The sequence below is a fragment of the Rhodoferax sp. GW821-FHT10B06 genome (assembly GCF_059415605.1).
Map to the genome: position 1 here is coordinate 118,881 of NZ_JBWKNO010000015.1, position 22,060 is coordinate 140,940.

Sequence of the window (22,060 nt, forward strand, 5' to 3'; positions counted from 1 at the left end):
TGCGCAGCCGGCGCCGGGCCGCTCTCAGTGCGGTGCCAGTGCGGCGCTGCCCAGTTGCTCGGCCTGGCGGTTGCCGAACTTGGCGGCCAGCTGCTCTTCGGCAATGAAGTCGCTGTAGGTGAACTCGGCATGCGCCATTGGGGCGGCAGTCTGCTCGTCCTTGATGGTTTGCGTCAGCAGCTTGCGCAGCACCATCAGGCTGCCGGGGTCCAGCGACTTCTCGGTTTCGTTCAGCGTGCGTTGCAGGTCGGAGCTGCCGACATGGGCTTTCTGGGCATCGTCGTATTCGATGCCACGTATCAGCCGCAGCGTCAGCTGCCGTGTGGCAACGAAGCGGGTGGCGACGAAGGCCGGGTGGACGCGGCTGAGCACCAGTTGCAGGCCGCCGAGCAGAATCTGCAGCTCCAGCAGTTGGTGGTTGTCTGTCACACGGGGCAACAACAGCTCGGTGTTCCAGGGCGAATCGTGGCGCAGGCTTGGGTTGTTCATGGAGAGCCATGGTAGCCATTGACCTTAGCAATGAATTGCAGCTAAGCGGTTGAAAATCCCTGCAATTCCTGCGTTTGCCGGCACCTGTATCAAGCCGCGCGCACCGCCTTGGGGTGTTCCAGCCGGTGTATCACTTCCCTGATCACGGCCATCATCACTGCGCGGTCGGCATTCGGGTGGTCGGCCATGTGCTGGGTGGTGCTGCCGGCGCGCACCCAGGCGCCCGCTGCATCGCTGCCAAACAGCAGCTGGATGCCGTGCTGCGCCAGCAGCGGCCCGCAGGCGGCCCAGCTGCGGGTCCACTGCGGCAGCTTGTGCGTGCCTTCCCACAACGTGCCCGCGCTCTCGTAGCATTCCTCGATCTGGTGGTGGCCCAGCAAATGGGCCAGCTGGCGTTCCTTGGCAACACAGCTGCGGAAGTATTCTTCGTCGGTCATGCGCATATGGACTCCTATGTTGTGGCAAGTAAAACCGGCCGTCTGCGCAGATATAACAAGCGCAAGCAGCTATATATTTAATAGTGCAGCACAGTTACCATGGTGCCCCGTTTTACCGGTCTGCGCCATGCCTGCATCCCCTGGTTCCGCTGGTTCCGCTTCTGCCCGTTTTGTGACCGGTCCATTGTTTCGCCATGTGGCGGTGATGTCCACTACCTCGGCCATCGGGCTGGTGGCGGTGTTTGTGGTGGATTTGATCAACCTGTTCTACATCGCCCGCCTGGGCGAGCAGTCGATTGCCGCGGCCGTGGGTTTTGCCGGGGTGGTGGGCTTCTTCCACACCTCGCTGTGCATAGGGCTGACCATCGGCATTGCGGCCGTGGTGTCGCGTACGGTGGGTGCAGGCAGGGCCGAGGATGCGCGCCGCTTGGCCATGTCCAGCCTGTTCTGGATGGTGCTGGCGGCGGCGCTGGTGGGCAGCGGCACGGCGCCGTTTCTGCACCCGCTGCTGCGCACCTTGGGCGCGGCGGGCGAGACCGAGCGGCTGGCCGCGCGCTACCTGGGCGTGACCGTGCATGCCCTGCCGCTATTGGGCATAGGCATGGCCTGCTCGGCTCTGCTGCGCTCGGTGGGCGATGCGCGGGGCGCCATGCAGGTGACCCTGGGCGCGGCGGTGGTCACGGCGGTGCTTGACCCGATCCTGATTTTCGGCCTGCACATGGGGCTGGACGGCGCTGCTGCCACGGCGGTGGTCTCGCGCAGCATTCTGGCGGCGGTAGGGCTGCGCGGCGTGCTGCGCCACCATCTGCTGGGCCGGCTGGAGCGCGGCCACCTGCTGGCCGATGCCCGGGCCCTGGCGGCGGTAGCCGGCCCCGGCGTGCTGAGCAATCTGGCGACGCCGGTGGGGGCGGCCTTTGTGACGCATTCCATCGCGCAGTTTGGCGCCTCGGCCGTGGCCGGCCAGGCCATCATCGACCGGCTGACACCGGTGGCTTTTGGCATGGTGTACGCGCTCAGCGGGGCGGTTGGCCCTATCCTGGGCCAGAACCTGGGGGCCCGCGCGTTCGACCGGGTGCGCCAGGGCCTGCGCGACAGCCTGCGCTTCATGGTGATGGCCGTGGGCGCTGCCTGGCTGCTGCTGGCGCTGGGCCAGGGCCTGCTGGTGCAGGCCTTCGGCGTGGACGGCGATGCGGCGCACCTGGTCCGCATGTACTGCAGCTGGCTGGCGCCCAGCTTCTTCTTTATCGGCGCGTTGTTCGTGGCGAATGCCGCGTTCAACAACCTGGGCAGCCCGCTGTGGTCTACGGGCTTCAACTGGGCCCGGGCCACGCTGGGCACTATTCCGTTTGCCTGGTGGGGCGCGCACTACGGCCCGGTGGGCGTGCTGGCCGGGGCCGGTGTGGGCAGCGCCATTTTCGGCGTGATGGCGATGCTGATGGCCACGCGCCTGGCCCGGCAGATTGGGCAGGAATAATACCGCTAGCGCAGGTTCTATCTGCGCTAGTAGCTACCAATTAAATAGCAATCAGCTGTCGCTGAAGGTCTGTGCTACCCAGGTCAGCGCCAGTAAGACGCCCGAGATGACGGAGTGCATATGGGTTAGCCCAGTACCGGAAACAGCTTGTGCAGGCCCTCGGCCATCACCTCCACCGCCAGCGCGGCCAGGATCAGGCCCATCAGCCGGGTCATCACATTGATGCCGGTCTTGCCCAGGATGCGGGCGATGGGCTGGGCCAGCGCGAAGCACAGGGCGGTGGCCAGGCCGATCACCACGCCGTAGCCTACCAGGGTCATCAGCTGCCAGAAGGATTTGGCGCGGTCGGCGTAGATCACCACGGTGGACATGCTGGCCGGGCCGGTCAGCAGGGGAATGGCCAGCGGCACCACGGCGATGCTGGAGCCCACGGCGGCGCGCTCGGAGGCGTCCTGTATTTCATCGGCATTGGATTTGGCCTCGGCCGGCTGGGCGTTCAGCATGTTCAGCGAGGAGGTCATCAGCAGCAGGCCGCCGCCGACCTGGAAGCTGGCCAGCGAGATATTGAAAAAGTCCAGGATCTGCAGGCCCAGCAGGGCGCTGATGGCGATCACCACGAACACACTGAACGACGACACCCAGATGGTGCGCTTGCGCTGCGCGGCCGAGAAGCTCTGCGTGTAGTGGATGAAAAAAGGCACGATGGCCAGCGGGTTGACGATCGCCAGCAGGGTGATGAGGGGTTTGGTATCCATGGGCGCCGAGCTTAACGTCCACCCGCCACATCCACCAGTGCCATGGTGGTGTAGCTGGCTTCGGGGCTGAGCAGCCACAGTATGGCCTGGGCCACCTCTTCGGCCGTGCCGCCGCGCTGCATGGGAATGCCGGCGGCCAGGTCGCGCACCCGGTCGGGTAGGCCGCCGCTGGCATGGATCTCGGTGTCGATTACACCCGGGCGCACGGCGTTGACGCGGATGCCCTCGTCGGCCACTTCCTTGGCCAGGCCGATGGTCAGGGTGTCGATGGCGCCCTTGGACGCCGCGTAGTCCACATACTGGCCGGGTGAGCCCAGGCGCGACGCGGCGCTGGACACATTCACGATGGCGCCGCCCTGGCCGTAGCCCGGGCCGAAGTTGCGCTCGCCCTGGCGCGTGCCCATGCGCCGCACGGCTTCGCGCGCACACAAGAAGCTGCCGATCACGTTCACGCCGAACATGCGTTGCAGCCGGGCCGCGTCCATGCTGTCCACGCGGGCGGTGACATCCACCACGCCAGCGTTGTTGACCAGGGCGCGCAGCGGCCCCAGCTGCGCATCTACTGTGGCAAACAGCCGCAGTACCTGGGTTTCATCGGAAATATCCGCCTGCACCGCCAGAGCCAGGCCGCCCTGGGCCTGGATGTCGGCTACCAGCTGTTCGGCCGCAGCGGCGTTGTGTGCGTAGTTGATGGCTACCGCATAGCCGCGCTGAGCGGCCAGGCGCGCGGTGGCAGCGCCGATGCCCCGGCCGCCGCCAGTGACCAGCAATACGGGATGAGCAGGGGATGGGGTCATGCCGGGCCTTGTCTGTGGAGATGGAACGATACCAGTACCATGCCGCTCTCGGATAGATCCCTGCCTACTTAGTCCTTTCAGGAGCTGCTTGTATGTCTTCCTCTTTCGTTGATCTCACCGCCGCCGACGGTTTTGTGCTGCCGGCCTATGTGGCTACGCCCAGCGGCGCGCCCAAGGGCGCGGTGCTGGTGCTCCAGGAAATCTTTGGTGTGAACAGCCACATCCGTTCCGTGGCCGATGGTTACGCCGCTGCGGGCTACCTGGTGGTGGCGCCGGCCATGTTCCAGCGTGTCCAGCCCGGGGTGGATATTGGCTACACCCCCGAGGATGTACAGGCCGGCATCGCCCTGAAGGCCGCCGCCGAGGCCCAGGGCGTCACCATCTTGATGCATGACATCCAGGCCGCGTTGGCCTATGCAGCCCGTGCGGGCAAAGTCGGTGCCGTGGGGTACTGCTGGGGCGGCTTGCTCAGCTGGCGTGCGGCCAGCCTGGTGCCGGGGTTGAGCGCGGTGGTCACCTATTACGGCGGTGGCATGACCGGCCCGGCCGAAGTGGCACGCCAGCCCCTGGTGCCGGTGCTGTCGCACTTTGGCGAGCGCGACCATGGCATCAGTCTGGAGTCGGTTAAGGCCTTTGGCCAGGCCCACCCCGGCGTGGATTTGCGGCTGTACCCGGCAGACCACGGCTTCAACTGCGACCAGCGTGGCGCTTTCGATGCCCCGTCGGCCGCCCTGGCGCTGGAGCGTTCGCTGGCATTTTTCGAGCGGCACCTGGCGTGAGTATGTTGCAGCTGCACTACGCATCCAGTACGGCCAGCATGGCGCCGCACATCCTGCTGGAAGAGCTGGGCCTGCCGTTCCAGCTGGTGCCGGTAGACCGTGAACACGGTGGCCACAAATCGCCCGAGTATCTGCGCCTGAACCCGAACGGCTTGATCCCGGTGCTGGTGGAGGGCGACCTGGTGCTGTATGAAGCAGCCGCCATCTGCCTGCACCTGGCGGACTGCCACCCCGCAGCCGCTCTGGTGCCGCCTTTGGCCACGCCCGAGCGCGCGCATTTCTACAAATGGCTGGTGTGGTTGACGAACACGCTGCAGGCCAGCTTGATCCTGTACTTCTACCCCGAACGCTGGGCCGACGACGCAGCAGGTGCGGCCAGCGTAAAGGCGCACGCGGAGGCACGCGTTGGCAGTCTGCTGGACCAACTGGAAGCCGAGCTGGCCCGCCATGGCGGCCCCTGGCTGCTGGGCGCACAGTACAGCGCCGTAGACGCCTACGCCCTGATGCTGTGCCGCTGGACCCGCAACTTCGCCCGCCCCGCGCGCAGCCTGCCGCAGCTAGGCCCCTACCTGCAGCGCGTACTGGCCCGCCCCGCAGTGCAACGCGCCTTTGCAACGGAGAAGATTCCGCAGCCGCTGGTGTAAACACCAGCGGCGCCAATCTCCCCCTTCCAGAGATACCGTGGAACCGGCTCCGCCAGGCCACTGGTATCGCCCCCTGCAAGGGGGGGAGGAGGCCACACGCAGTGGGCAAGCCTGGGGGTGTTCAAGTCTTCCAGCGCTCTTCCATAAACGCCAGTAAAGCCTTCAGCGCAGCGCTGTTGTGGCGGCGCTGCGTATAGGCCGCGTACAGCCACAGGTCATTGGACTGGAAGTCTTCCAGCACCGGCTGCAACTCGCCGCTGTCCAGGTGTTTTTGGATCAGCATGCGCGGCATGATGACCATCCCTAGGTCTTGCAGTGCCATATGTATCAGCGGCGCGCTGTCTGTGGCGTCCATGCGGCTTTGCACGGGTACGAGGTGTAGCTTGCCGTCCACTATGAAACGCCACTCCGGCGCTCCTATGAGGGAATAAGTGAGCGCGTCGTGCTCCGTGAGATCGTCCGGGTGCAGCGGTATGCCGCGTTGTTGCCAGTACGCGGGGCTGGCGCAGACCAGCAGCTCGACGGTGCGTAGTTTGCGCACGATGAGATTGGAGTCGGTAATGCGCCCAACCCGCAGTGCAATGTCTATAGCTTCGTCCACCATATCGATTTGGCGGTTGCTCAGATCCAGGCTGATGTGCACATCGGGGTAGCGGCGGATGAAGTCGGCCAGCAAATCAGGCAGCTCGGTATTGCCCAGACCCACAGGCGCGGTCAGGCGCAGGCGGCCGCTGGGCTGGCGTGAGCGGTGCCTCAACTCGTCGCGGGTCAGATCGACGATTTCCAGCAGCGGTGTGCTGCGTTTGAGCAGCAGACTGCCAGCGTCGGTGAGGCTGACGGTGCGGGTGGTGCGGTTCAGCAGGCGCGTGCCCAGGCGGGCTTCCAGGGCTGCCACGTATTTGCTGACATTGGCCTTGGATACGTCCAGTGTTTTCGCGGCCATGGAAAAGCTGCCGCGCTGAGCGACTTCGCGGAAGGTGCGTATGAGTTCGAGGGTATCCATTGTTTCCGTTGTCGAAACAGACTTGTTCCATTTCGACCTGTTTAAAGCTGAAACTTCGCGCCTATCTGCTATTCACAGTATGAGCAAGCTTGCAAACCCTAGCTTGCAACACTGTGAGTGTGCTTTGAATGCGATGTAACCCAGGAAGACGGGTGCATGGCGACAAGGTTCCCTCCATTTCATGTTTATGTTTAAAAGGAATCACCATGTCTGCATCTAAATTCGCCGCTTCCGCCCTGATTGCTCTGGCTTCCGTAGCCGCTACCAGCGCAGCATTTGCCGGAAACGACAACAACTACCCCCAAATCAACACCCCCAGCACCTTGAGCCGCGCTGAAGTGCAGGCCCAGCTGGTTCAGGCCCGCAAGGACGGCACGCTGCTGATCGGCAACGACAACAACTACCCCGTGTTGCCGCAAGTTGTCAGCAACAAGACCCGTGCTGACGTGATCGCCGAGTACGTGGCTGCCCGTAATGCCGGTCTGATCCCGGTTGAGCGCAGCTAATTAAAAACAGGCCTGAGGGCGTGCCGTGCTGCCATGCAGTCCTCTGCAAGAGAGGGCGCGTGGCGCCAAAGTTCCCTCGCATTACATCCCACTAACAACTCTAAGGAACTACCATGTCTGCTTCTAAATTCGCCGTTTCCGCCCTGATCGCTTTGGCTTCCGTGGCTGCTACCAGTGCTGCATTTGCTGAAAGCTCTGCAGACCGCAACTATCCCGAGACCGCCAGCGTCAGCACCAAGACCCGCGCCGACGTGCAAGCCGAGCTGGCCCAGGCCCGCAAGGACGGCACGCTGCTGATCGGTAACGACAACAACTACCCCGTGATTGCCGAGGCCCCCAGCACCAAGACCCGTGAACAGGTCATGGCCGAGTACGTGGCAGCCCGCAATGCCGGTCAGATCCCTGTAGAACACAGCTAATCCCTGCGCCGGGATTGAGCTTCAAGGGCGGTGGCGACACCGCCCTTTTTGCGTTTTGCACCCTGTGCTGCCCAGATGGCCCAGATGGCCTTTGCACTGGAGCGGTTCCGCCGCCGTGGGGTGTAGATGCAAATGGTCGCTGGCGCAGATAAATACTGCGCTGGCAGCTATAAATCTTGCAGCAAACAGGTACGGGTGGATGCACAGGTCCGCAGTTGCCGCGTAAAACTTGGAAAACCCTCGATTTCCGACGTTTGGGGCGCGAAAAACACGAAGGACACTTGCAATACGCGCTTGCAAGCAACGAAGATAGCGGGCTGACAGCTGGCATGGAGCGCCGATGACTTCCCGTTTCCCCACACAAGACCCATCGCCACCGCATGCAGGCCACACAGCGGGGGATCTGGGCGCGTCCGGGAATGCGGCTTTGGCGCAAACCGCAGCCCCCGAAGACAGCCTGCAAGCCTTGTTGGGTGCAGCCAAGAACAGCGTGCCAGCCCTGCCATGGGCGGCGTACCGTGCGGGAAACACACTGCATCGCATCGGGCAGGGCGACGTGGCCGGGAACTGGCCTGAAACCCTTGCCCAAGAGGCATTCGATGCGTTTTGCCAAGACCAGGGCCTGCACCGGTGGGTCACTGGCCAGGGTGAAAGTGCCTTGGGTTGGCTGCTCGCCCCGCACAGCGAGGCCGGCAACCCGCACTTGGCGGATCTGGCGCGCAAGCTGGGTCTGCGCTTGCAGACCGACGCGCTGGCCCGGGCCCAGGCCAGCCAACGGGTGCTGTTTGAGATCACCTACCTGGCCAGCTCCACCCGCGAGCGGCGGGCTTTCCTGCAAGGTGTGCATCGCCAGCTGTCGACCCTGATCGATGCCGAAAACTTCTACTTGGCGCTGTACGACAGCCAAATCGACAAGGTCACCTATCCGTACTACATCGACAACGCCGATGCCTTTGAAACCGAGGAATACGAGTCGATTGACCGCCAGCGGCTGTCCATGACCCACTATGTGCTGACCACTGGCCAGGCCTTGTTCATCGACGCCACGGACATTGCCGCGGCGCAGGCGCAAGGGCGCTTTTACTGTGTGGGCCACCGCCCGGAATTCTGGATGGGGGTGCCGCTGAAGAACGCCTCGGACGAGGTGTTCGGCATGCTGGCCATGCAGGTGTACGACGTGTCGCGCATCTACAGCGTGGAGGACCGCGAGCTGTTCCTGGTGGTGGCGCGCCACGTGGCCATGGCACTCGACCGGATCCTGCACCGCGCGCACCTCGAAGAAACCGTGGCCCGGCGCACCCTGGAGCTGTCCACCCTGAACGACGCGCTGCGGCACGAGGTAGCCGACCGCGAACGCGCCGAGCACCTGCAGCGCGCCTTGTTCCAGATCACCGAGTTGGCCAGCCAGCCGGGCGACATGGCCGAGCTGTTCCGCGGTCTGCACGGCATCGTGGGTGAGCTGCTGTTTGCCCGCAATTTCTACATCGCGCTGTTTGACGATGCGACCGCCGAGGTGACCTTTCCGTACTACGTGGACGAATTTATGGATCTGCCGCCCAAGGCCCGGCGGGGCGAGCGGGGTGTGACCGAATATGTCATCCGCCAGCGGCGGCCCTGTCTGATCACTCCCCAGGACATCGTTCGCCTAGAGGGCCTGGGGGAGATCGCTGCGCATCGGGGCACCGACATATCCTATTCCTGGCTCGGCATTCCGCTGTTCGATGGCGACACGGTGCGCGGTGTGCTGGCGGTGCAAAGCTATTCGGCCGACATCCATTACTCGTTGCGCGACCAGGAGTTGCTGACCTTTGTGTCCCGGCATATCGACACCGCTTTGTCCCGCCGCAGCGCGGCCGAAGCCATCCACACCGCCAATATGCGGCTGGAAGCGCGGGTGCAGGACCGCACGCGCGAGCTGGACCACGCCAATGCCAAGCTGCAGCACGAAAACGCCCACGACTCGCTGACCGGGCTACCCAACCGCGCGCACCTGCAGCAACGCCTGCACAGCGCCTGGCAGGCCTACTGCGCCCATGGCCAGGAGCTGGTGGTGATGTTCATCGACCTCGACCGCTTCAAGATGGTCAATGACAGCCTGGGCCACCACTGCGGTGACCTGTTGTTGGTCCAGGTCGCGGAGCGCCTGCGCCACTGCATGCGCGACAGCGATCTGCTGGCCCGCCTGGGCGGCGACGAATTCGCGGTGCTGGCCTTTGGCGCATCGCCGGATGTGACGGCGGCCATAGCTGAGCGCATCGTGCAGGCCTTCGACCTGCCGTTCCATGTCGATGGGCACACCGTGTTTTCATCCTGCAGCGTCGGCGTGGTCGGCGCCAACAGCCAGTTCCACCAGGAGCCGGCCGACCTGCTGCGCGACGCCGATACCGCCATGTACCGCGTCAAGAACGCGGGGCGCGACAGCTATGCGCTGTTCAGCCAGGAAGTGCGCCGCGAAGTGTCCGACCAGATGGAGCAGGAGAGCGCACTGCGCAATGCGCTCAAACGCACGGACGAATTGCTGCCGTATTTCCAGCCCATCCTGGATGTGCAGAGCGGCACCATTGTGGCCATGGAGGCCTTGATCCGTTGGCACCAGCCGGGTGGCAATATCGTGGCACCTGGCCAGTTTCTGCCGGCGCTGGAGGGTCTGCGCCTGATTGGTCGGCTGGATTTCTACATGCTGCAAAGCGTGGTGGCGATCCTGGCGCAGCCTGCGCATGCGCACTGGCCGACCGTGCATGTGAACTGCTCCAGCTACAGCATCACCCGCACCGAATTCTCTAGCGAAGTGCTTAGTCTGTTGGCCGAATACGGCGTGGCGCCGTCGCGTATATGCCTGGAGCTGACCGAAGGCGCCCTGGTGGCCGAGCCCGAGCTGGCGCGCCAGGCCATGAAGCACCTGGCGGACAATGGCGTGTCGGTGGTGCTGGACGATTTCGGTGCCGGTTTTTCGTCGCTGAGCTATGTGCACCAGTATCACTTCAGCGGCCTGAAGATCGACAAGTCTTTCATCCTGGAGCTAAGCGCCAGCCCGCGCAGCCGCGCCATCGTGCGGGCCATCGTGCGCATGGCCGAATCATTGGGCCTGAGCGTCGTCGCCGAGGGGGTGGAAGACGCCGAAACCCTGGCCTTGTTGCGCGACATGGGCGCTGGCCAGGCGCAGGGTTACTACTTCTCCAGGCCGGTGCCCAAGGAGGCGCTGGACCTTAGCCGGCTGGCCGCTGTTTAGCTACGTGACCGGGATGGCTCTTCAACGGCCGGTGCGGGCCAGATAGCGGTTGCGCCAGAACAGCAGCACCATGCCCAGCGCGATGGCCACCATCGCGCCCATGGCCCACCAGAAGCCGCCCTGCCGGTGCAGCAGGGGAATCACCTCGAAGTTCATGCCGAAGATGCCTGCAATCAGGTTCAGCGGCAGGAAGATGGCGGTCAGCACCGTCAAGGTCAGCATGATGTCGTTGGTCCGGTTGCCCTGCACGCTGAAGTGCATCTGCACGGCGGTCTCCACGCTTTGCTCCAGCCTTCGTACATGGTGCACCACCCGTTCAATATGTTCCAGCACGTCGCGGCTACGCACCTGCAGCAGTTCGCGTTCGCGTAGCTCGGCCGTGCCTTGCGCATCCGGCCAGGTCTTTACCGCCTCGATCCAGTCCTGGATGGATGAGCGCTGTTCTTCGCACACATCGTCCAATTGGTGCAAGGTCAGCCGGGCGTCCAGCAGCGCGCTCCAGTTGCTGAACCGGGCCCCGGGCTTGAGCAGTTCGCTTTGCCAGTGGTCCAGTTGACGCGTCAGTTCGCGGCGCAGGTCCAGGTAGCCATCGACCATGGTGTTGATGATGCGCAGCATCAAATCGGCCGGGCTGGTGGGCACGCGGGCGCCGGTGGCCCGCAATTCGGTGGAGGTGGCGGCCAACAGCTTCTCGGCATAGCTGTCGCGTACCGCGCAGTCGCTGGGGTGCACGGTCAGCAGCACTTGGTCGAACACCGCAAAGCCCACCGGGTTGGTGTTGATGCGGCGCAGTATGGGCGGGCCGCCGCGCTTCATCGGCTGGCCTGGCGGCACGGCGGGCGCGTCCGATCCGGCCTCCTTGGGGCCGGCCGCCAGCCGGCGGAATACCAGCAGGTCGTACTGCGAGGTGTAGTCGTAGTGCGACGGCAGCTGGTTGTTCAGCAAATCGGACACATGAAGATCCACCAGTTGCTGGCCGCAGAGTTGTTGCAGCGTGGACTGCAGCAGTGCTTGCTGGACTTCAAATTCACTCCGCGCACAGGCGATCCAGACGTAGCCGCCCAGCACCGGTGCGCTAGGTAGGGCGGTGTTCTCCACCACACTGGTGCCGACAATTGTGAAGATCCGCATGGTGTTAAATATTTATAAGAAATAGGCCGCTCGCGCAGGTTTTATATGCGCAATCCGCTATTATTTTAGGAGCTTAAGCGTTCTGTGCCTTGAGCAGGCGGGCGGCGGCAATGGCGCTGTAGGTCAGCACCCCGTCGGCACCGGCGCGCTTGAAGGCCATCAGGCTCTCCAGCACCACCCGGTCGTGGTCCAGCCAGCCGTTTTGCACGGCGGCCTGCAGCATGGCGTATTCGCCCGACACCTGGTAGGCGAAGGTGGGCACGCGGAATTCGTCCTTTACCCGGCGCACCACGTCCAGGTAGGGCATGCCGGGCTTGACCATCACCATGTCCGCGCCTTCGGCGATGTCCATGGCCACCTCGCGCAGGGCCTCGTCGGTGTTGGCCGGGTCCATCTGGTAGGTCTTTTTGTCGCTCTTGCCCAGGTTGGCGGCCGAGCCCACCGCGTCGCGGAACGGGCCGTAAAACGCGCTGGCGTATTTGGCGCTGTAGGCCATGATCTGGGTGTGGATGTGGCCCCGCGCCTCCAGCGCCTGGCGGATGGCGCCTATGCGGCCGTCCATCATGTCGCTGGGGGCGACGATGTCCACGCCGGCATCGGCCTGGGCCAGCACCTGCTGCACCAGGGCGGCGATGGTGGCTTCGTTCTGGATATAGCCGTTCTCGTCGGGCAGGCCGTCCTGGCCGTGGCTGGTGTACGGGTCCAGTGCCACGTCGGTCATCACGCCGAGTTCGGGGAAGCGCTTCTTCAGCTCGCGCACCACCCGTGGCACCAGGCCGTCGGGGTTGAAGGCTTCTTCGCCGCCGTAGGTCTTCAGCGACTGGTCCACCACCGGGAACAGTGTCATCACCGGGATTTGCAGCTTCACGCATTCCTCGGCCACCGGCAGCAGCAGGTCCAAGCTCAGGCGCTCCACGCCGGGCATGGAGGCTACGGCCTCGCGGCGGTTCGTGCCTTCGTGCACGAACACCGGGTAGATCAGGTCGTGGGCGGTCAGGGTGTTTTCACGCACCAGGTTGCGGCTAAAGGCTGCGCGGCGCAGGCGGCGCGGCCGGCCTGCGGGGTAGGGGGCGTAGGGGGTGGAGGAGGTCATGGCCAAAATTGTGCCCCATTCGCTGTTTACCGCCGCCATATCCAGATAAGCCCTATTGAACCGCTGGTGCCGCTTTGTTAAATTGTTCCTGGGGCGGCTTGCCGTCCTCCCGCTTTACCTCCCTGAGCGGGGCCCAGCGGTCCATGACCCACGGGCTTAGCACCCCGGCCCCTGGCCGGGGTATTTTTTTGAGCGCATGAAACGCCCCTGGCCATGCGAGTGATACCTAAAGATCTACGAACGGTCATGGTTCACCGCCGTCAGACCCTGCAGCAGCATCAGTAAGCCGGTTTCCAGGTCGCGTTGGAAGTCGTAGCGCAGACCTGCAAGATCGGGGTGCTCCAAAACCTTCTGCGCTACTTCTGCGGGGTTGCTGAGCGGCCAGAGGCCGATGATCAGCGGCAGGGCCTGGTGTATGAATTGCTCGAACACGGGGACGGCGATGGTGGGCACGCAGGTGTGGAAACCCTGTGCTGCCTGCTGCTGCACTCCAAGCAGCTTGCGTTTGAATTCGACCATGCGTTCCAGCGACACGTTGTGTTCCAGGATGGACGGCAGGATGCTCGCCAGCCGACACAGTAACGGCCGCGCCGCGGCAGTGGCCGAAAAGGCCCGCGCGATGTCGTTGACCGTCGCGCCAGCCTGGGCGCCCAGGGCGGCGGCCAGATCGCCGTGCCATTGCATAAATTCCTCGACCAGTACGTCCATGAGAACAGCCTCGCTGCTCTCGAAATAGCGGTACACGTTCGATTTGGTCATCTGCGCCTGGCGCGCTAGTTCGTTGATACCCAGATCGCGGAGGTTGGGGCTCTGGTCCAGCATGGTTTTCGCCGTATTGAGCAGGTTGCGTCGCCGCTCTTCCTTTTGCTCGGCAGAACGGGCGCGCAAGTATGTGGGGGACAAAGTCATGGGAGGTTCAGTAAAAATTTTACAAAAGACTACTGGTCTGTTATATTTGAGACCGTCGGTCTTTTAATTATCCCAGATAGCGGGTAAACCGGCCAGGTTCCATCCGATTTCAATTGAGGTACACGATATGACTACTGCTAACACCACCACCGTCCCATGGGTTCTTATCACTGGCGCGTCCAGTGGTTTTGGCGAGGAGTTCGCCCGGCAGTACGCGGCCAAGGGACATGCGCTGATCCTGGTGGCACGCCGGCTTGAGCGGTTGCGGGCGTTGGCCGAATCGCTGCACAAAAAATACGGCACCCAGGTCATCGTGGAGCAGGTCGACTTGTCCGACCTGGACGCAATCCGGCAGTTGCACGCCCGCTTGCGCGACCGCGGCGTCGAGGTGGACATCCTCATCAACAACGCCGGGCATGGATTGCAGGGGGCCTTTCTGGATGCGCCGCTGGACGATGCCCAGGCCATGGTGCAGCTGGACATCGCCAGCCTGACCGCCATGACGCAGATATTCGGCCAGGACATGCGCCGACGCGGCCGGGGCAAGATCCTGTTGGTGGCCAGCATGTTGGCTCACTTTGGTGTGCAGAACATGGCGGTCTACGGTGCAGCCAAGGCCTATGTGTTGCGCCTGGGCGATGCCTTGCACCGGGAGTTCAAACCCGACGGCGTGACCGTAACCTCCTTGTGCCCGGGTCTGTCGGACACCGGGTTTGTCCAGGCGGCGCAACAAAAGATCACGTTTGCACTCAAGCATCTGATGATGAAGCCCGAACCCGTGGTACGTGCCGGAATCCGCGCATTGCATGCAGGTCGCATGAGTGTGGTGCCCGGCTGGGCCAACAAGGCGACGGTGTTCATGGTCTGGTCCACGCCGCGCTGGGTGCACCTGCCCATCCTTGCTTTTGTGATGAACTAAGGGCCCTGGGCAGAACCCCGTCGAGGGGTATGCTCTGGGCATGCTCTGGATCAAAGCCTTACACATCGTTTTCATTGCCAGCTGGTTCGCCGGCCTGTTCTACCTGCCACGCATCTTCGTCAACCTGGCGATGGTGCCGCCGGACTCGCTGGCCGAGCGCGAGCGTCTGCTGCTGATGGCGGGCAAGCTGTTGCGCTTCACCACCTTGCTGGCGGTGCCTGCGGTGTTGTTCGGCGCCTGGCTGTGGCTGGGCTATGGCATTGGCTGGGGGCCGGGCAATGGCTGGATGCATGCCAAGTTGACCCTGGTGCTGCTGGTCATCGGCTACCACCACGGATGCGGCGTGCTGTTGCGCAAGATGCGGGCCGGTGCCCCTATGCGTAGCCACACCTGGTACCGCTGGTTTAACGAGCTGCCGGTGCTGTTGTTGCTGGCCATCGTGATTCTGGTGGTGGTGAAACCCTTTTAACCTGGAGGGTCTGTCCTGGGATGCACAAGACCTCGGCTTGGCCGCTAGCTTGGTTGTATGTTGGCTTGGTGGTGTATGCCAGCCTGTACCCCTTTGACGGCTGGCGCGACCAGGGCATCACGCCCTGGTTCTTTGTGACTGCACCGCTGCCCAAATACTGGACCGGGTTTGACGTGGCCATCAACGTCACTGGCTACGCCCCATTGGGTTTTTTGTGGGCGTTGAGCGGCCTGCGTTCGGGCCGTACCCGGGTGCCGGTGTTGGCGGCCACGTTGGCGGCCTGTTTGTTGTCCCTGGTGATGGAGACGCTGCAAAGTTATCTGCCTATGCGTGTGCCGTCGAATGTGGACTGGGCCCTGAACAGCGCCGGCGCGTTGCTGGGGGCTGTAGTGGCGACCCTGTTGGAGCGGCTGGGGGCGATTGACCGCTGGAGCCGCTTCCGCGATCGCTGGTTTGTCAGCGATGCGCGCAATGTACTGGTGCTGCTGGCGCTCTGGCCGGTGGCCCTGCTATTCCCTGCCGCCGTGCCTTTGGGGCTGGGCCAGGTGCTGGAGCGAGTCGAGGCCGGCTTGGCCGAGATGCTGGTGGACACGCCTTTTCTGGACTGGCTGCCGGTGCGTGATGTCGAGCTGCAGCCCCTGGTGCCGGGGGCCGAGCTGCTGTGCGTGCTGTTGGGCGCGTTGATTCCGTGCTTGCTGGGCTATTGCGTGCTGCGCCAGGTACGCCAGCGCCTGGTGTTTGCGCCGTTGATTCTGCTACTGGGCCTGGCGGCGGCGGCGGTGTCAGCCGGTCTGAGCTATGGCCCCATCCATGCGCTGCAGTGGCTGACCCAGCCGGTGCGCGTGGGTCTGTGGGCCGGCTTGGCGGCGTCCGTGGCCCTGGTCTGGGTGCCGCGCCGGGCCTGTGCGGCGCTGTTGCTGCTGGCCCTGGCGGTACACCTGGGTGTGCTGAACCAGGCGCCGGCCAGCGCCTACTTTGCCCAAACTTTGCAAACCTGGGAGCAGGGCAAGTTCATCCGTTTCAATGGTCTGGTGCAGTGGCTGGGCTGGCTGTGGCCCTATGCGGCGCTGGCCGTGGTGGTGGGCCGCATCGCCCGGCCTGCGGCGGAAAACTAAAATACCGCCATGACTGACACCACCAATCCCGATACACCCGTTGGGTCGTACTACGGGCGCCACATCTTCTTCTGCCTGAACGACCGCACCAATGGCGAAGACAGCTGCGCCCACCACAATGCCCAGGCCGGTTTCGACCGCTGCAAGGCGCTGGTCAAGAAGGCGGGCCTGTCCGGCCCCGGCCAGGTGCGCGTGAACAAGGCCGGTTGCCTGGACCGCTGCGCCGCCGGTCCGGTTGCCGTGGTCTACCCCGAGGCGGTCTGGTACAGCTTCGTGGACGAGAGCGATATCGACGAGATCGTCGAGTCGCACCTCAAGAACGGCAAGGTGGTGGAGCGTTTGGTGACGCCAGCCCGCCTGGGGCGTTGATTTAAGCTTTTTAGGCCTCTGGCGCAGGCATTACCTGCGCTGGCAGCTATCAATTTGGTAGTAATTCCGTGAATGCATCGACCCAGCGTTTGAGCCTGAGCGGCGCCGCCGGCGCCATAGAAGCCGCGCAGGACGCGCCCGCAGGCGTGTCGCGCGGCATTGCCGTCATCGCCCACCCGCACCCGCTGTTTGGCGGCACCATGGACAACAAAGTGGTGCAAACCATTGCGCGGGCGTTCGTGCAGTCCGGCTGGACAGCTGTGCGTTTCAACTTCCGCGGTGTCGGTGCCAGTGCCGGTACGCACGACGAAGGCCGTGGCGAGATGGAAGACCTGTTGGCCGTGGTGGCGCAGACGGCGCCGGCCGGCCAGCCGCTGGCCCTGGCGGGGTTTTCATTCGGCGCCTTCGTCACCACCCACGCGGTGCAGGCGCTGTGGGACAGCCGCCCGGTCGAAAAGCTGGTGCTGGTCGGCACCTCCACCGCGCGGGCACCCGCAGCCACCTTGCCGCCCGCCGTGCATGAGCGCACCCTGGTCGTCCATGGTGAGCAGGATGACACCGTCGCCCTGGCTTCCGTCATGGACTGGGCGCGGCCGCAGATACTTCCTGTGACGGTTGTGCCCGCGGGCGGGCATTTTTTTCACGGACAATTGCCGCTGTTGAAAAATCTAGTGCTGCGCCATCTAAAGGCATGAAACTTTGCGGCCCTGCCAGGGGTCGCACCGGGGGTTTCCCCTGACCCGGGTGGCTGCGGCGCCGCCCGTCCTGTTGATCTCTCACTCTCTCATTCCCATCCATGAAATACTTCTTGCAGGCTGTTGCTGCACCCTTGTTGGCCTCTGTTTCCCTGCTCGCTGCAGCCCAACCGGTGGCGGGCCCCGAAATCGCTGCCAAGGCCTATATGGTGCTGGACGTCACCGCTAACCAGGTCTTGCTGGAAAAAGACATCGACATGCCGGTCGAACAGGCCTCTTTGACCAAGCTGATGACCGCCTACCTGGTGTTCGACGCACTGCGCACCAAGAAGCTCAGCCTGACGCAAACCCTGCCGGTCAGCCTCAAGGCCTGGAAGATGCCCGGCTCGCGCATGTTCATCGACCCCAAGATGCAGGTGCCGGTGGAAGACCTGATCAAGGGCATGATCGTCCAGTCCGGTAACGATGCCACCATGGCCCTGGCCGAAGGCGTGGGCGGCACGGAAGAGCATTTTGTGGAAATGATGAATGCCCAGGCCAAGGCCCTGGGCATGAAAGCCACCAGCTACCGCAACCCCGAGGGCCTGACCGAGGCTGGTCACATCACCACCGCGCGCGACTTGAGCATCCTGGCGACCCGCCTGATGCGCGACTTCCCTGAGTACGCGCATTACGACGGAATGAAGAAGTACCACTACCCCGGTACGCCCGTCAGCAATGAAAACAACCGCAACGGCCTGCTGTTCCGTGACCCGACCGTGGACGGCCTGAAGACCGGCCACACCGATGCCGCCGGCTACTGCCTGATTGCCACTGCCAAGCGCGACTTCCCGAACCTTGGTAGCCGCCGCATCTTGACCATCGTCCTGGGTACTGCCAGCGAAAACGCCCGCCTGAACGAATCGCAAAAGCTGCTGAACTGGGGCTACACCGCCTACGAAGGCGTCAAATTGTTTGACGCCAACCAGGCCGTGGTCACGCCGAATGTCTGGAAGGGCAAGGATGCCACCGTCAAGCTGGGCCGTCCCGAAGCCGTGGTGGTGGCCGTGCCCGCCGGCAGCGCCGCCAAGGTGAAAACCGAAATCCAGCGCCCCGATCCCCTGGTGGCGCCTTTCATCAAGGGCCAGGCCGTGGGCTCCTTGAAGGTGGTTTTGGGCGACCAAACCCTGCAAACCGTGCCTTTGCTGGCTTTGGACGGTGTGGAGCAGGCCGGTATTCTGGGACGGGCCTGGGATTCTATTCGTTTGTGGATCAAGTAATTCTCATAAGTGAGTGCATGCAAACTTGTTAAAACAACAGCAGGTTTGCGCTCGCTGATTCAAAAAGCTATACTCGAAGGCTTTTCGGAACTTTCCGAAGGGATTCACGTTTTCTGTTAGTTTTAAACGTTTAGGGACGTTTTCTTTGTCAAGGAGGCTTTAGTGCCAACCATTAACCAGCTAGTACGTCAGGGACGCGAGGTCGAAACGATCAAGTCCAAGAGCCCTGCGATGCAAAATTCTCCGCAGCGCCGTGGCGTTTGCACCCGCGTCTACACCACGACGCCTAAAAAGCCTAACTCCGCTCTGCGTAAGGTTGCCAAAGTGCGCCTGACCAACGGTTTTGAGGTCATCTCCTACATCGGCGGCGAAGGCCACAACCTGCAAGAGCACAGCGTTGTGCTGGTGCGCGGCGGCCGTGTGAAGGATTTGCCCGGTGTGCGTTACCACATCGTGCGCGGTTCGCTCGATTTGCAAGGCGTGAAAGACCGCAAGCAATCGCGTTCCAAGTACGGCGCGAAGAAGCCAAAGGCTAAGTAAGTCCTGGTTTTTCAGAAGTAAAAGGTGTTGTTTCCCGCGTGGCGCGGTGATGCAACGTAGTGACCCGTGTTTTGGGTCGAGTAAGTGAAAACCAAGATGGTTTTTGCGGTGTCTACCAAGATGCCAACTGAAGCAATTAAGAGGTGAAAAATGCCACGTCGTCGCGAAGTCCCTAAACGTGAAATCCTGCCGGATCCCAAGTACGGCAATGTTGAGCTGTCCAAATTCATGAACGTGATCATGGAAGGCGGCAAGAAGGCAATCGCTGAGCGCATTATTTATGGCGCTCTCGATTTCATTGAAAAGAAGAACCCAGGCAAAGACCCATTGGAAGCCTTCACCTTGGCGATCAACAACGTCAAGCCCATGGTCGAAGTGAAGTCCCGCCGCGTTGGTGGTGCCAACTACCAAGTGCCAGTCGAAGTGCGCCCTGTCCGTCGTTTGGCTCTGTCCATGCGCTGGTTGAAGGAAGCCGCTCGCAAGCGTGGTGAAAAGTCCATGTCCCTGCGTTTGGCCAACGAACTGATGGAAGCTACCGAAGGTCGTGGCGGTGCCATGAAGAAGCGTGACGAAGTCCACCGTATGGCTGAAGCCAACAAGGCCTTCTCGCACTTCCGTTTCTAAGCAACCCTCCCATCTCAAGCTTACAAGCCCGCACCACCCTTCGGCGGATGGCGGGCTTGTGGCTTTAACGAAAGAGAACTATGGCTCGCCATACCCCCATTGAGCGCTATCGCAATATTGGTATCTCCGCGCACATCGATGCCGGCAAGACCACCACCACCGAGCGCATTCTGTTTTACACCGGCGTGAACCACAAGATTGGTGAAGTGCACGACGGCGCGGCCACCATGGACTGGATGGAGCAAGAGCAAGAGCGTGGCATCACGATTACCTCGGCGGCCACCACCTGCTTCTGGAAGGGTATGGACACGTCCCTGCCTGAACACCGCATCAACATCATTGACACCCCCGGCCACGTGGACTTCACGATTGAAGTCGAGCGCTCGATGCGCGTGCTGGACGGTGCTTGCATGGTGTACTGCGCTGTGGGCGGCGTGCAGCCCCAGTCCGAAACCGTTTGGCGCCAAGCTAACAAGTACAAAGTGCCACGTCTGGCCTTTGTGAACAAGATGGACCGTACCGGTGCCAACTTCTTCAAGGTTGTGGACCAGATGAAGCTGCGCCTGAAGGCCAGCCCTGTGCCCATGGTGATCCCAATCGGCGCCGAAGAAAACTTCACCGGTGTGGTCGACCTGATCAAGATGAAAGCCATCATCTGGGATGAAGCTTCTCAGGGCATGAAGTTCGAATACCAGGAAATTCCGGCAGAGTTGCTGGCTCAAGCCAAGGAATGGCGCGAGAAGATGGTCGAAGCGGCTGCTGAAGCATCCGAAGAATTCATGAACAAGTACCTCGAAGAAGGTGACTTGACCGAAGATGAAATCAAGCTGGGCATCCGCACGCGTACCATCGCCAGCGAAATCCAGCCCATGTACTGCGGTACCGCCTTCAAGAACAAGGGCGTGCAGCGTATGTTGGACGCCGTGATCGAATTCATGCCTTCGCCAGTGGACATTCCACCTGTGAGCGGCCTGGACGAAGACGACGCTCCCGTCGTGCGTCAAGCCGACGACAGCGAAAAGTTCTCCGCCTTGGCATTCAAGCTGATGACCGATCCGTTTGTGGGCCAGTTGACCTTTGTGCGCGTCTATTCTGGCGTGCTGCAAAAGGGCGACAGCGTCTTCAACCCGATCCGTGGCAAGAAAGAGCGTATCGGTCGTATCGTGCAAATGCACGCCAACAACCGTGAAGAAGTCAGCGAAATCCGCGCCGGCGACATCGCTGCTTGCGTGGGCTTGAAGGACGTGACAACCGGTGAAACCCTGTGCGATCCAACCGCCGTGGTAACCCTGGAGCGCATGGTGTTCCCTGAGCCTGTGATTACCCAGGCTGTGGAACCCAAGACCAAGGCCGACCAGGAAAAAATGGGTATTGCCTTGCAACGTCTGGCCCAGGAAGATCCTTCGTTTCGCGTGAAGACCGACGAAGAGTCCGGCCAAACGCTGATCGCTGGTATGGGCGAGTTGCATCTGGAAATTATTGTCGACCGCATGAAGCGTGAATTCGGCGTGGAAGCCAACGTCGGCAAGCCCCAAGTGGCTTACCGCGAAACCATCCGCAAGACGATCGAAGATGCCGAAGGCAAGTTCGTGCGTCAGTCCGGTGGTAAGGGCCAATACGGTCACGTGGTGTTGAAGATTGAACCCAACGAAGCCGGCAAGGGCATTGAGTTCGTCGACGCGATCAAGGGCGGTGTGGTTCCTCGCGAATACATTCCTGCGGTTGAAAAGGGTATCCACGAAGCCGTTACGCAAGGCGTGTTGGCTGGCTATCCTGTGGTGGACGTCAAGGTCACGCTGCACTTCGGTTCGTACCACGATGTGGACTCGAACGAACTGGCGTTCAAGATGGCTGCTATCTTCGGTTTCAAGGAAGGTTGCCGCAAGGCCGGCCCCGTGATTCTGGAGCCCATGATGGCTGTGGAAGTGGAAACCCCTGAAGATTACGCCGGTAGCGTGATGGGCGACTTGTCCAGCCGCCGCGGTATGGTCCAAGGTATGGACGACATGGTTGGTGGGGGCAAAGCCATCAAGGCTGAAGTTCCGCTGTCCGAAATGTTTGGCTACTCCACCACGCTGCGTTCGATGTCGCAAGGCCGCGCCACGTACACGATGGAGTTCAAGCACTACAGCGAAGCTCCGCGCAACGTGTCCGAAGCCATCATGGCTTCCCGCGCCAAGTAAGTTGAAGTTAGGCCCGTCGCGTCAAGCGGTCGGGCCTTGAATCCCCTGTCTGCGACAGTGTGCCGCCTTGTTCCCGTGCGAGGCGATCCAGCAACATTGTGCAGACGTTAAACCTCACACGGGAAAAGCTCTTTCTGGAGAATTGAAAAATGGGAAAAGAAAAGTTCACGCGCACCAAGCCCCACGTCAACGTGGGCACGATCGGTCACGTTGACCACGGCA

23 protein-coding genes are annotated in these 22,060 nt (G+C 62.5%); 15 read left to right on the top strand and 8 right to left on the bottom strand.

The features are described 5' to 3' along the window. Positions 1 to 24 precede the first annotated feature (24 nt). Positions 25 to 489 (bottom strand): hypothetical protein, encoded by a 465-nt coding sequence (locus AC07O2_RS20350; protein ID WP_495234177.1) that lies wholly within the window; start codon positions 487 to 489, stop codon positions 25 to 27. 89 nt (positions 490 to 578) lie between these two features. Continuing rightward, entirely contained in the window at positions 579 to 926 is a 348-nt protein-coding gene (locus tag AC07O2_RS20355) for an aminoacyl-tRNA synthetase (protein WP_495234178.1), read from the bottom strand. Positions 927 to 1,053: 127 nt separating this feature from the next. Between AC07O2_RS20355 and AC07O2_RS20360 the strand changes: the two genes are divergently transcribed. Beyond that, a complete protein-coding gene (locus AC07O2_RS20360; protein WP_495234179.1) occupies positions 1,054 to 2,400 on the top strand; it encodes an MATE family efflux transporter in 1,347 nt (448 codons plus the stop codon). 125 nt (positions 2,401 to 2,525) lie between these two features. Here the strand turns inward: AC07O2_RS20360 and AC07O2_RS20365 are convergent, their stop codons facing one another. Both AC07O2_RS20365 and AC07O2_RS20370 read right to left on the bottom strand, forming a co-directional pair. Next, entirely contained in the window at positions 2,526 to 3,155 is a 630-nt protein-coding gene (locus AC07O2_RS20365; RefSeq protein ID WP_495099684.1) for a MarC family protein, read from the bottom strand. 11 nt (positions 3,156 to 3,166) lie between these two features. After that, positions 3,167 to 3,952: an SDR family oxidoreductase gene (locus tag AC07O2_RS20370; RefSeq protein ID WP_495234180.1), complete on the bottom strand. Its 786-nt coding sequence runs from the start codon at positions 3,950 to 3,952 to the stop codon at positions 3,167 to 3,169. A 92-nt stretch (positions 3,953 to 4,044) separates the two neighbouring features. Between AC07O2_RS20370 and AC07O2_RS20375 the strand changes: the two genes are divergently transcribed. Together AC07O2_RS20375 and AC07O2_RS20380 are read left to right on the top strand one after the other, a co-directional pair. Next, a complete protein-coding gene (locus AC07O2_RS20375) occupies positions 4,045 to 4,731 on the top strand; it encodes a dienelactone hydrolase family protein (protein ID WP_495099682.1) in 687 nt (228 codons plus the stop codon). Between the two features lie 2 nt (positions 4,732 to 4,733). Beyond that, positions 4,734 to 5,375, top strand: a complete 642-nt coding sequence (locus tag AC07O2_RS20380) for a glutathione S-transferase family protein (RefSeq protein WP_495234181.1) — start codon at positions 4,734 to 4,736, stop codon at positions 5,373 to 5,375. 121 nt (positions 5,376 to 5,496) lie between these two features. Here AC07O2_RS20380 and AC07O2_RS20385 read toward each other — a convergent pair whose 3' ends face one another. After that, positions 5,497 to 6,378: a LysR family transcriptional regulator gene (locus tag AC07O2_RS20385; RefSeq protein ID WP_495099681.1), complete on the bottom strand. Its 882-nt coding sequence runs from the start codon at positions 6,376 to 6,378 to the stop codon at positions 5,497 to 5,499. A 206-nt stretch (positions 6,379 to 6,584) separates the two neighbouring features. Here AC07O2_RS20385 and AC07O2_RS20390 point away from each other — a divergent pair, with 206 nt between their 5' ends. The 3 genes from AC07O2_RS20390 to AC07O2_RS20400 all read left to right on the top strand — a co-directional run bounded on the left by AC07O2_RS20390 (position 6,585) and on the right by AC07O2_RS20400 (position 10,532). Continuing rightward, the gene (locus AC07O2_RS20390) at positions 6,585 to 6,884 is read left to right on the top strand and encodes a DUF4148 domain-containing protein (RefSeq protein ID WP_495099680.1); all 300 of its coding nucleotides are present in this window, start codon (positions 6,585 to 6,587) and stop codon (positions 6,882 to 6,884) included. Positions 6,885 to 6,997: 113 nt separating this feature from the next. Continuing rightward, on the top strand, positions 6,998 to 7,303 hold the full coding sequence (locus AC07O2_RS20395; protein ID WP_495105589.1) for a DUF4148 domain-containing protein: 306 nt from the start codon (positions 6,998 to 7,000) through the stop codon (positions 7,301 to 7,303). Between the two features lie 340 nt (positions 7,304 to 7,643). Then, a complete protein-coding gene (locus AC07O2_RS20400) occupies positions 7,644 to 10,532 on the top strand; it encodes a sensor domain-containing phosphodiesterase (RefSeq protein ID WP_495234182.1) in 2,889 nt (962 codons plus the stop codon). Positions 10,533 to 10,553: 21 nt separating this feature from the next. Here AC07O2_RS20400 and AC07O2_RS20405 read toward each other — a convergent pair whose 3' ends face one another. From AC07O2_RS20405 to AC07O2_RS20415, 3 genes are all read right to left on the bottom strand, one after another. Next, on the bottom strand, positions 10,554 to 11,663 hold the full coding sequence (locus tag AC07O2_RS20405; protein ID WP_495234183.1) for a magnesium transporter CorA family protein: 1,110 nt from the start codon (positions 11,661 to 11,663) through the stop codon (positions 10,554 to 10,556). 73 nt (positions 11,664 to 11,736) lie between these two features. Then, complete coding sequence (gene hemB, locus AC07O2_RS20410) at positions 11,737 to 12,756, bottom strand: porphobilinogen synthase (RefSeq protein WP_495234184.1); 1,020 nt, start codon at positions 12,754 to 12,756, stop codon at positions 11,737 to 11,739. A gap of 234 nt (positions 12,757 to 12,990) precedes the next feature. Continuing rightward, positions 12,991 to 13,665: a TetR/AcrR family transcriptional regulator gene (locus tag AC07O2_RS20415; protein WP_495234185.1), complete on the bottom strand. Its 675-nt coding sequence runs from the start codon at positions 13,663 to 13,665 to the stop codon at positions 12,991 to 12,993. A gap of 127 nt (positions 13,666 to 13,792) precedes the next feature. On the opposite strand from AC07O2_RS20415, the gene AC07O2_RS20420 reads away from it, so the two are divergent. From AC07O2_RS20420 to fusA, 9 genes are all read left to right on the top strand, one after another. Next, on the top strand, positions 13,793 to 14,584 hold the full coding sequence (locus AC07O2_RS20420) for an SDR family NAD(P)-dependent oxidoreductase (protein WP_495234186.1): 792 nt from the start codon (positions 13,793 to 13,795) through the stop codon (positions 14,582 to 14,584). A 40-nt stretch (positions 14,585 to 14,624) separates the two neighbouring features. Continuing rightward, complete coding sequence (locus AC07O2_RS20425) at positions 14,625 to 15,053, top strand: CopD family protein (RefSeq protein WP_495234187.1); 429 nt, start codon at positions 14,625 to 14,627, stop codon at positions 15,051 to 15,053. 20 nt (positions 15,054 to 15,073) lie between these two features. After that, complete coding sequence (locus AC07O2_RS20430) at positions 15,074 to 16,168, top strand: VanZ family protein (protein WP_495234188.1); 1,095 nt, start codon at positions 15,074 to 15,076, stop codon at positions 16,166 to 16,168. A 9-nt stretch (positions 16,169 to 16,177) separates the two neighbouring features. Next, positions 16,178 to 16,537 carry a (2Fe-2S) ferredoxin domain-containing protein gene (locus AC07O2_RS20435; RefSeq protein WP_495234189.1) on the top strand — a complete coding sequence of 120 codons (360 nt, stop codon included), beginning with the start codon at positions 16,178 to 16,180 and terminating at the stop codon, positions 16,535 to 16,537. Between the two features lie 68 nt (positions 16,538 to 16,605). Further along, positions 16,606 to 17,232: an alpha/beta hydrolase gene (locus tag AC07O2_RS20440; RefSeq protein ID WP_495234190.1), complete on the top strand. Its 627-nt coding sequence runs from the start codon at positions 16,606 to 16,608 to the stop codon at positions 17,230 to 17,232. A gap of 101 nt (positions 17,233 to 17,333) precedes the next feature. Next, positions 17,334 to 18,491, top strand: a complete 1,158-nt coding sequence (locus tag AC07O2_RS20445) for a D-alanyl-D-alanine carboxypeptidase family protein (protein ID WP_495234191.1) — start codon at positions 17,334 to 17,336, stop codon at positions 18,489 to 18,491. A 162-nt stretch (positions 18,492 to 18,653) separates the two neighbouring features. Next, positions 18,654 to 19,031: a 30S ribosomal protein S12 gene (gene rpsL, locus AC07O2_RS20450; RefSeq protein WP_011466063.1), complete on the top strand. Its 378-nt coding sequence runs from the start codon at positions 18,654 to 18,656 to the stop codon at positions 19,029 to 19,031. Between the two features lie 150 nt (positions 19,032 to 19,181). Continuing rightward, positions 19,182 to 19,655, top strand: coding sequence for a 30S ribosomal protein S7 (rpsG, locus tag AC07O2_RS20455; RefSeq protein ID WP_092761972.1), 474 nt, complete (start codon positions 19,182 to 19,184; stop codon positions 19,653 to 19,655). Positions 19,656 to 19,735: 80 nt separating this feature from the next. Then, entirely contained in the window at positions 19,736 to 21,838 is a 2,103-nt protein-coding gene (gene fusA / locus AC07O2_RS20460; protein ID WP_495099670.1) for an elongation factor G, read from the top strand. The last annotated feature ends 222 nt before the right edge of the window (positions 21,839 to 22,060 follow it).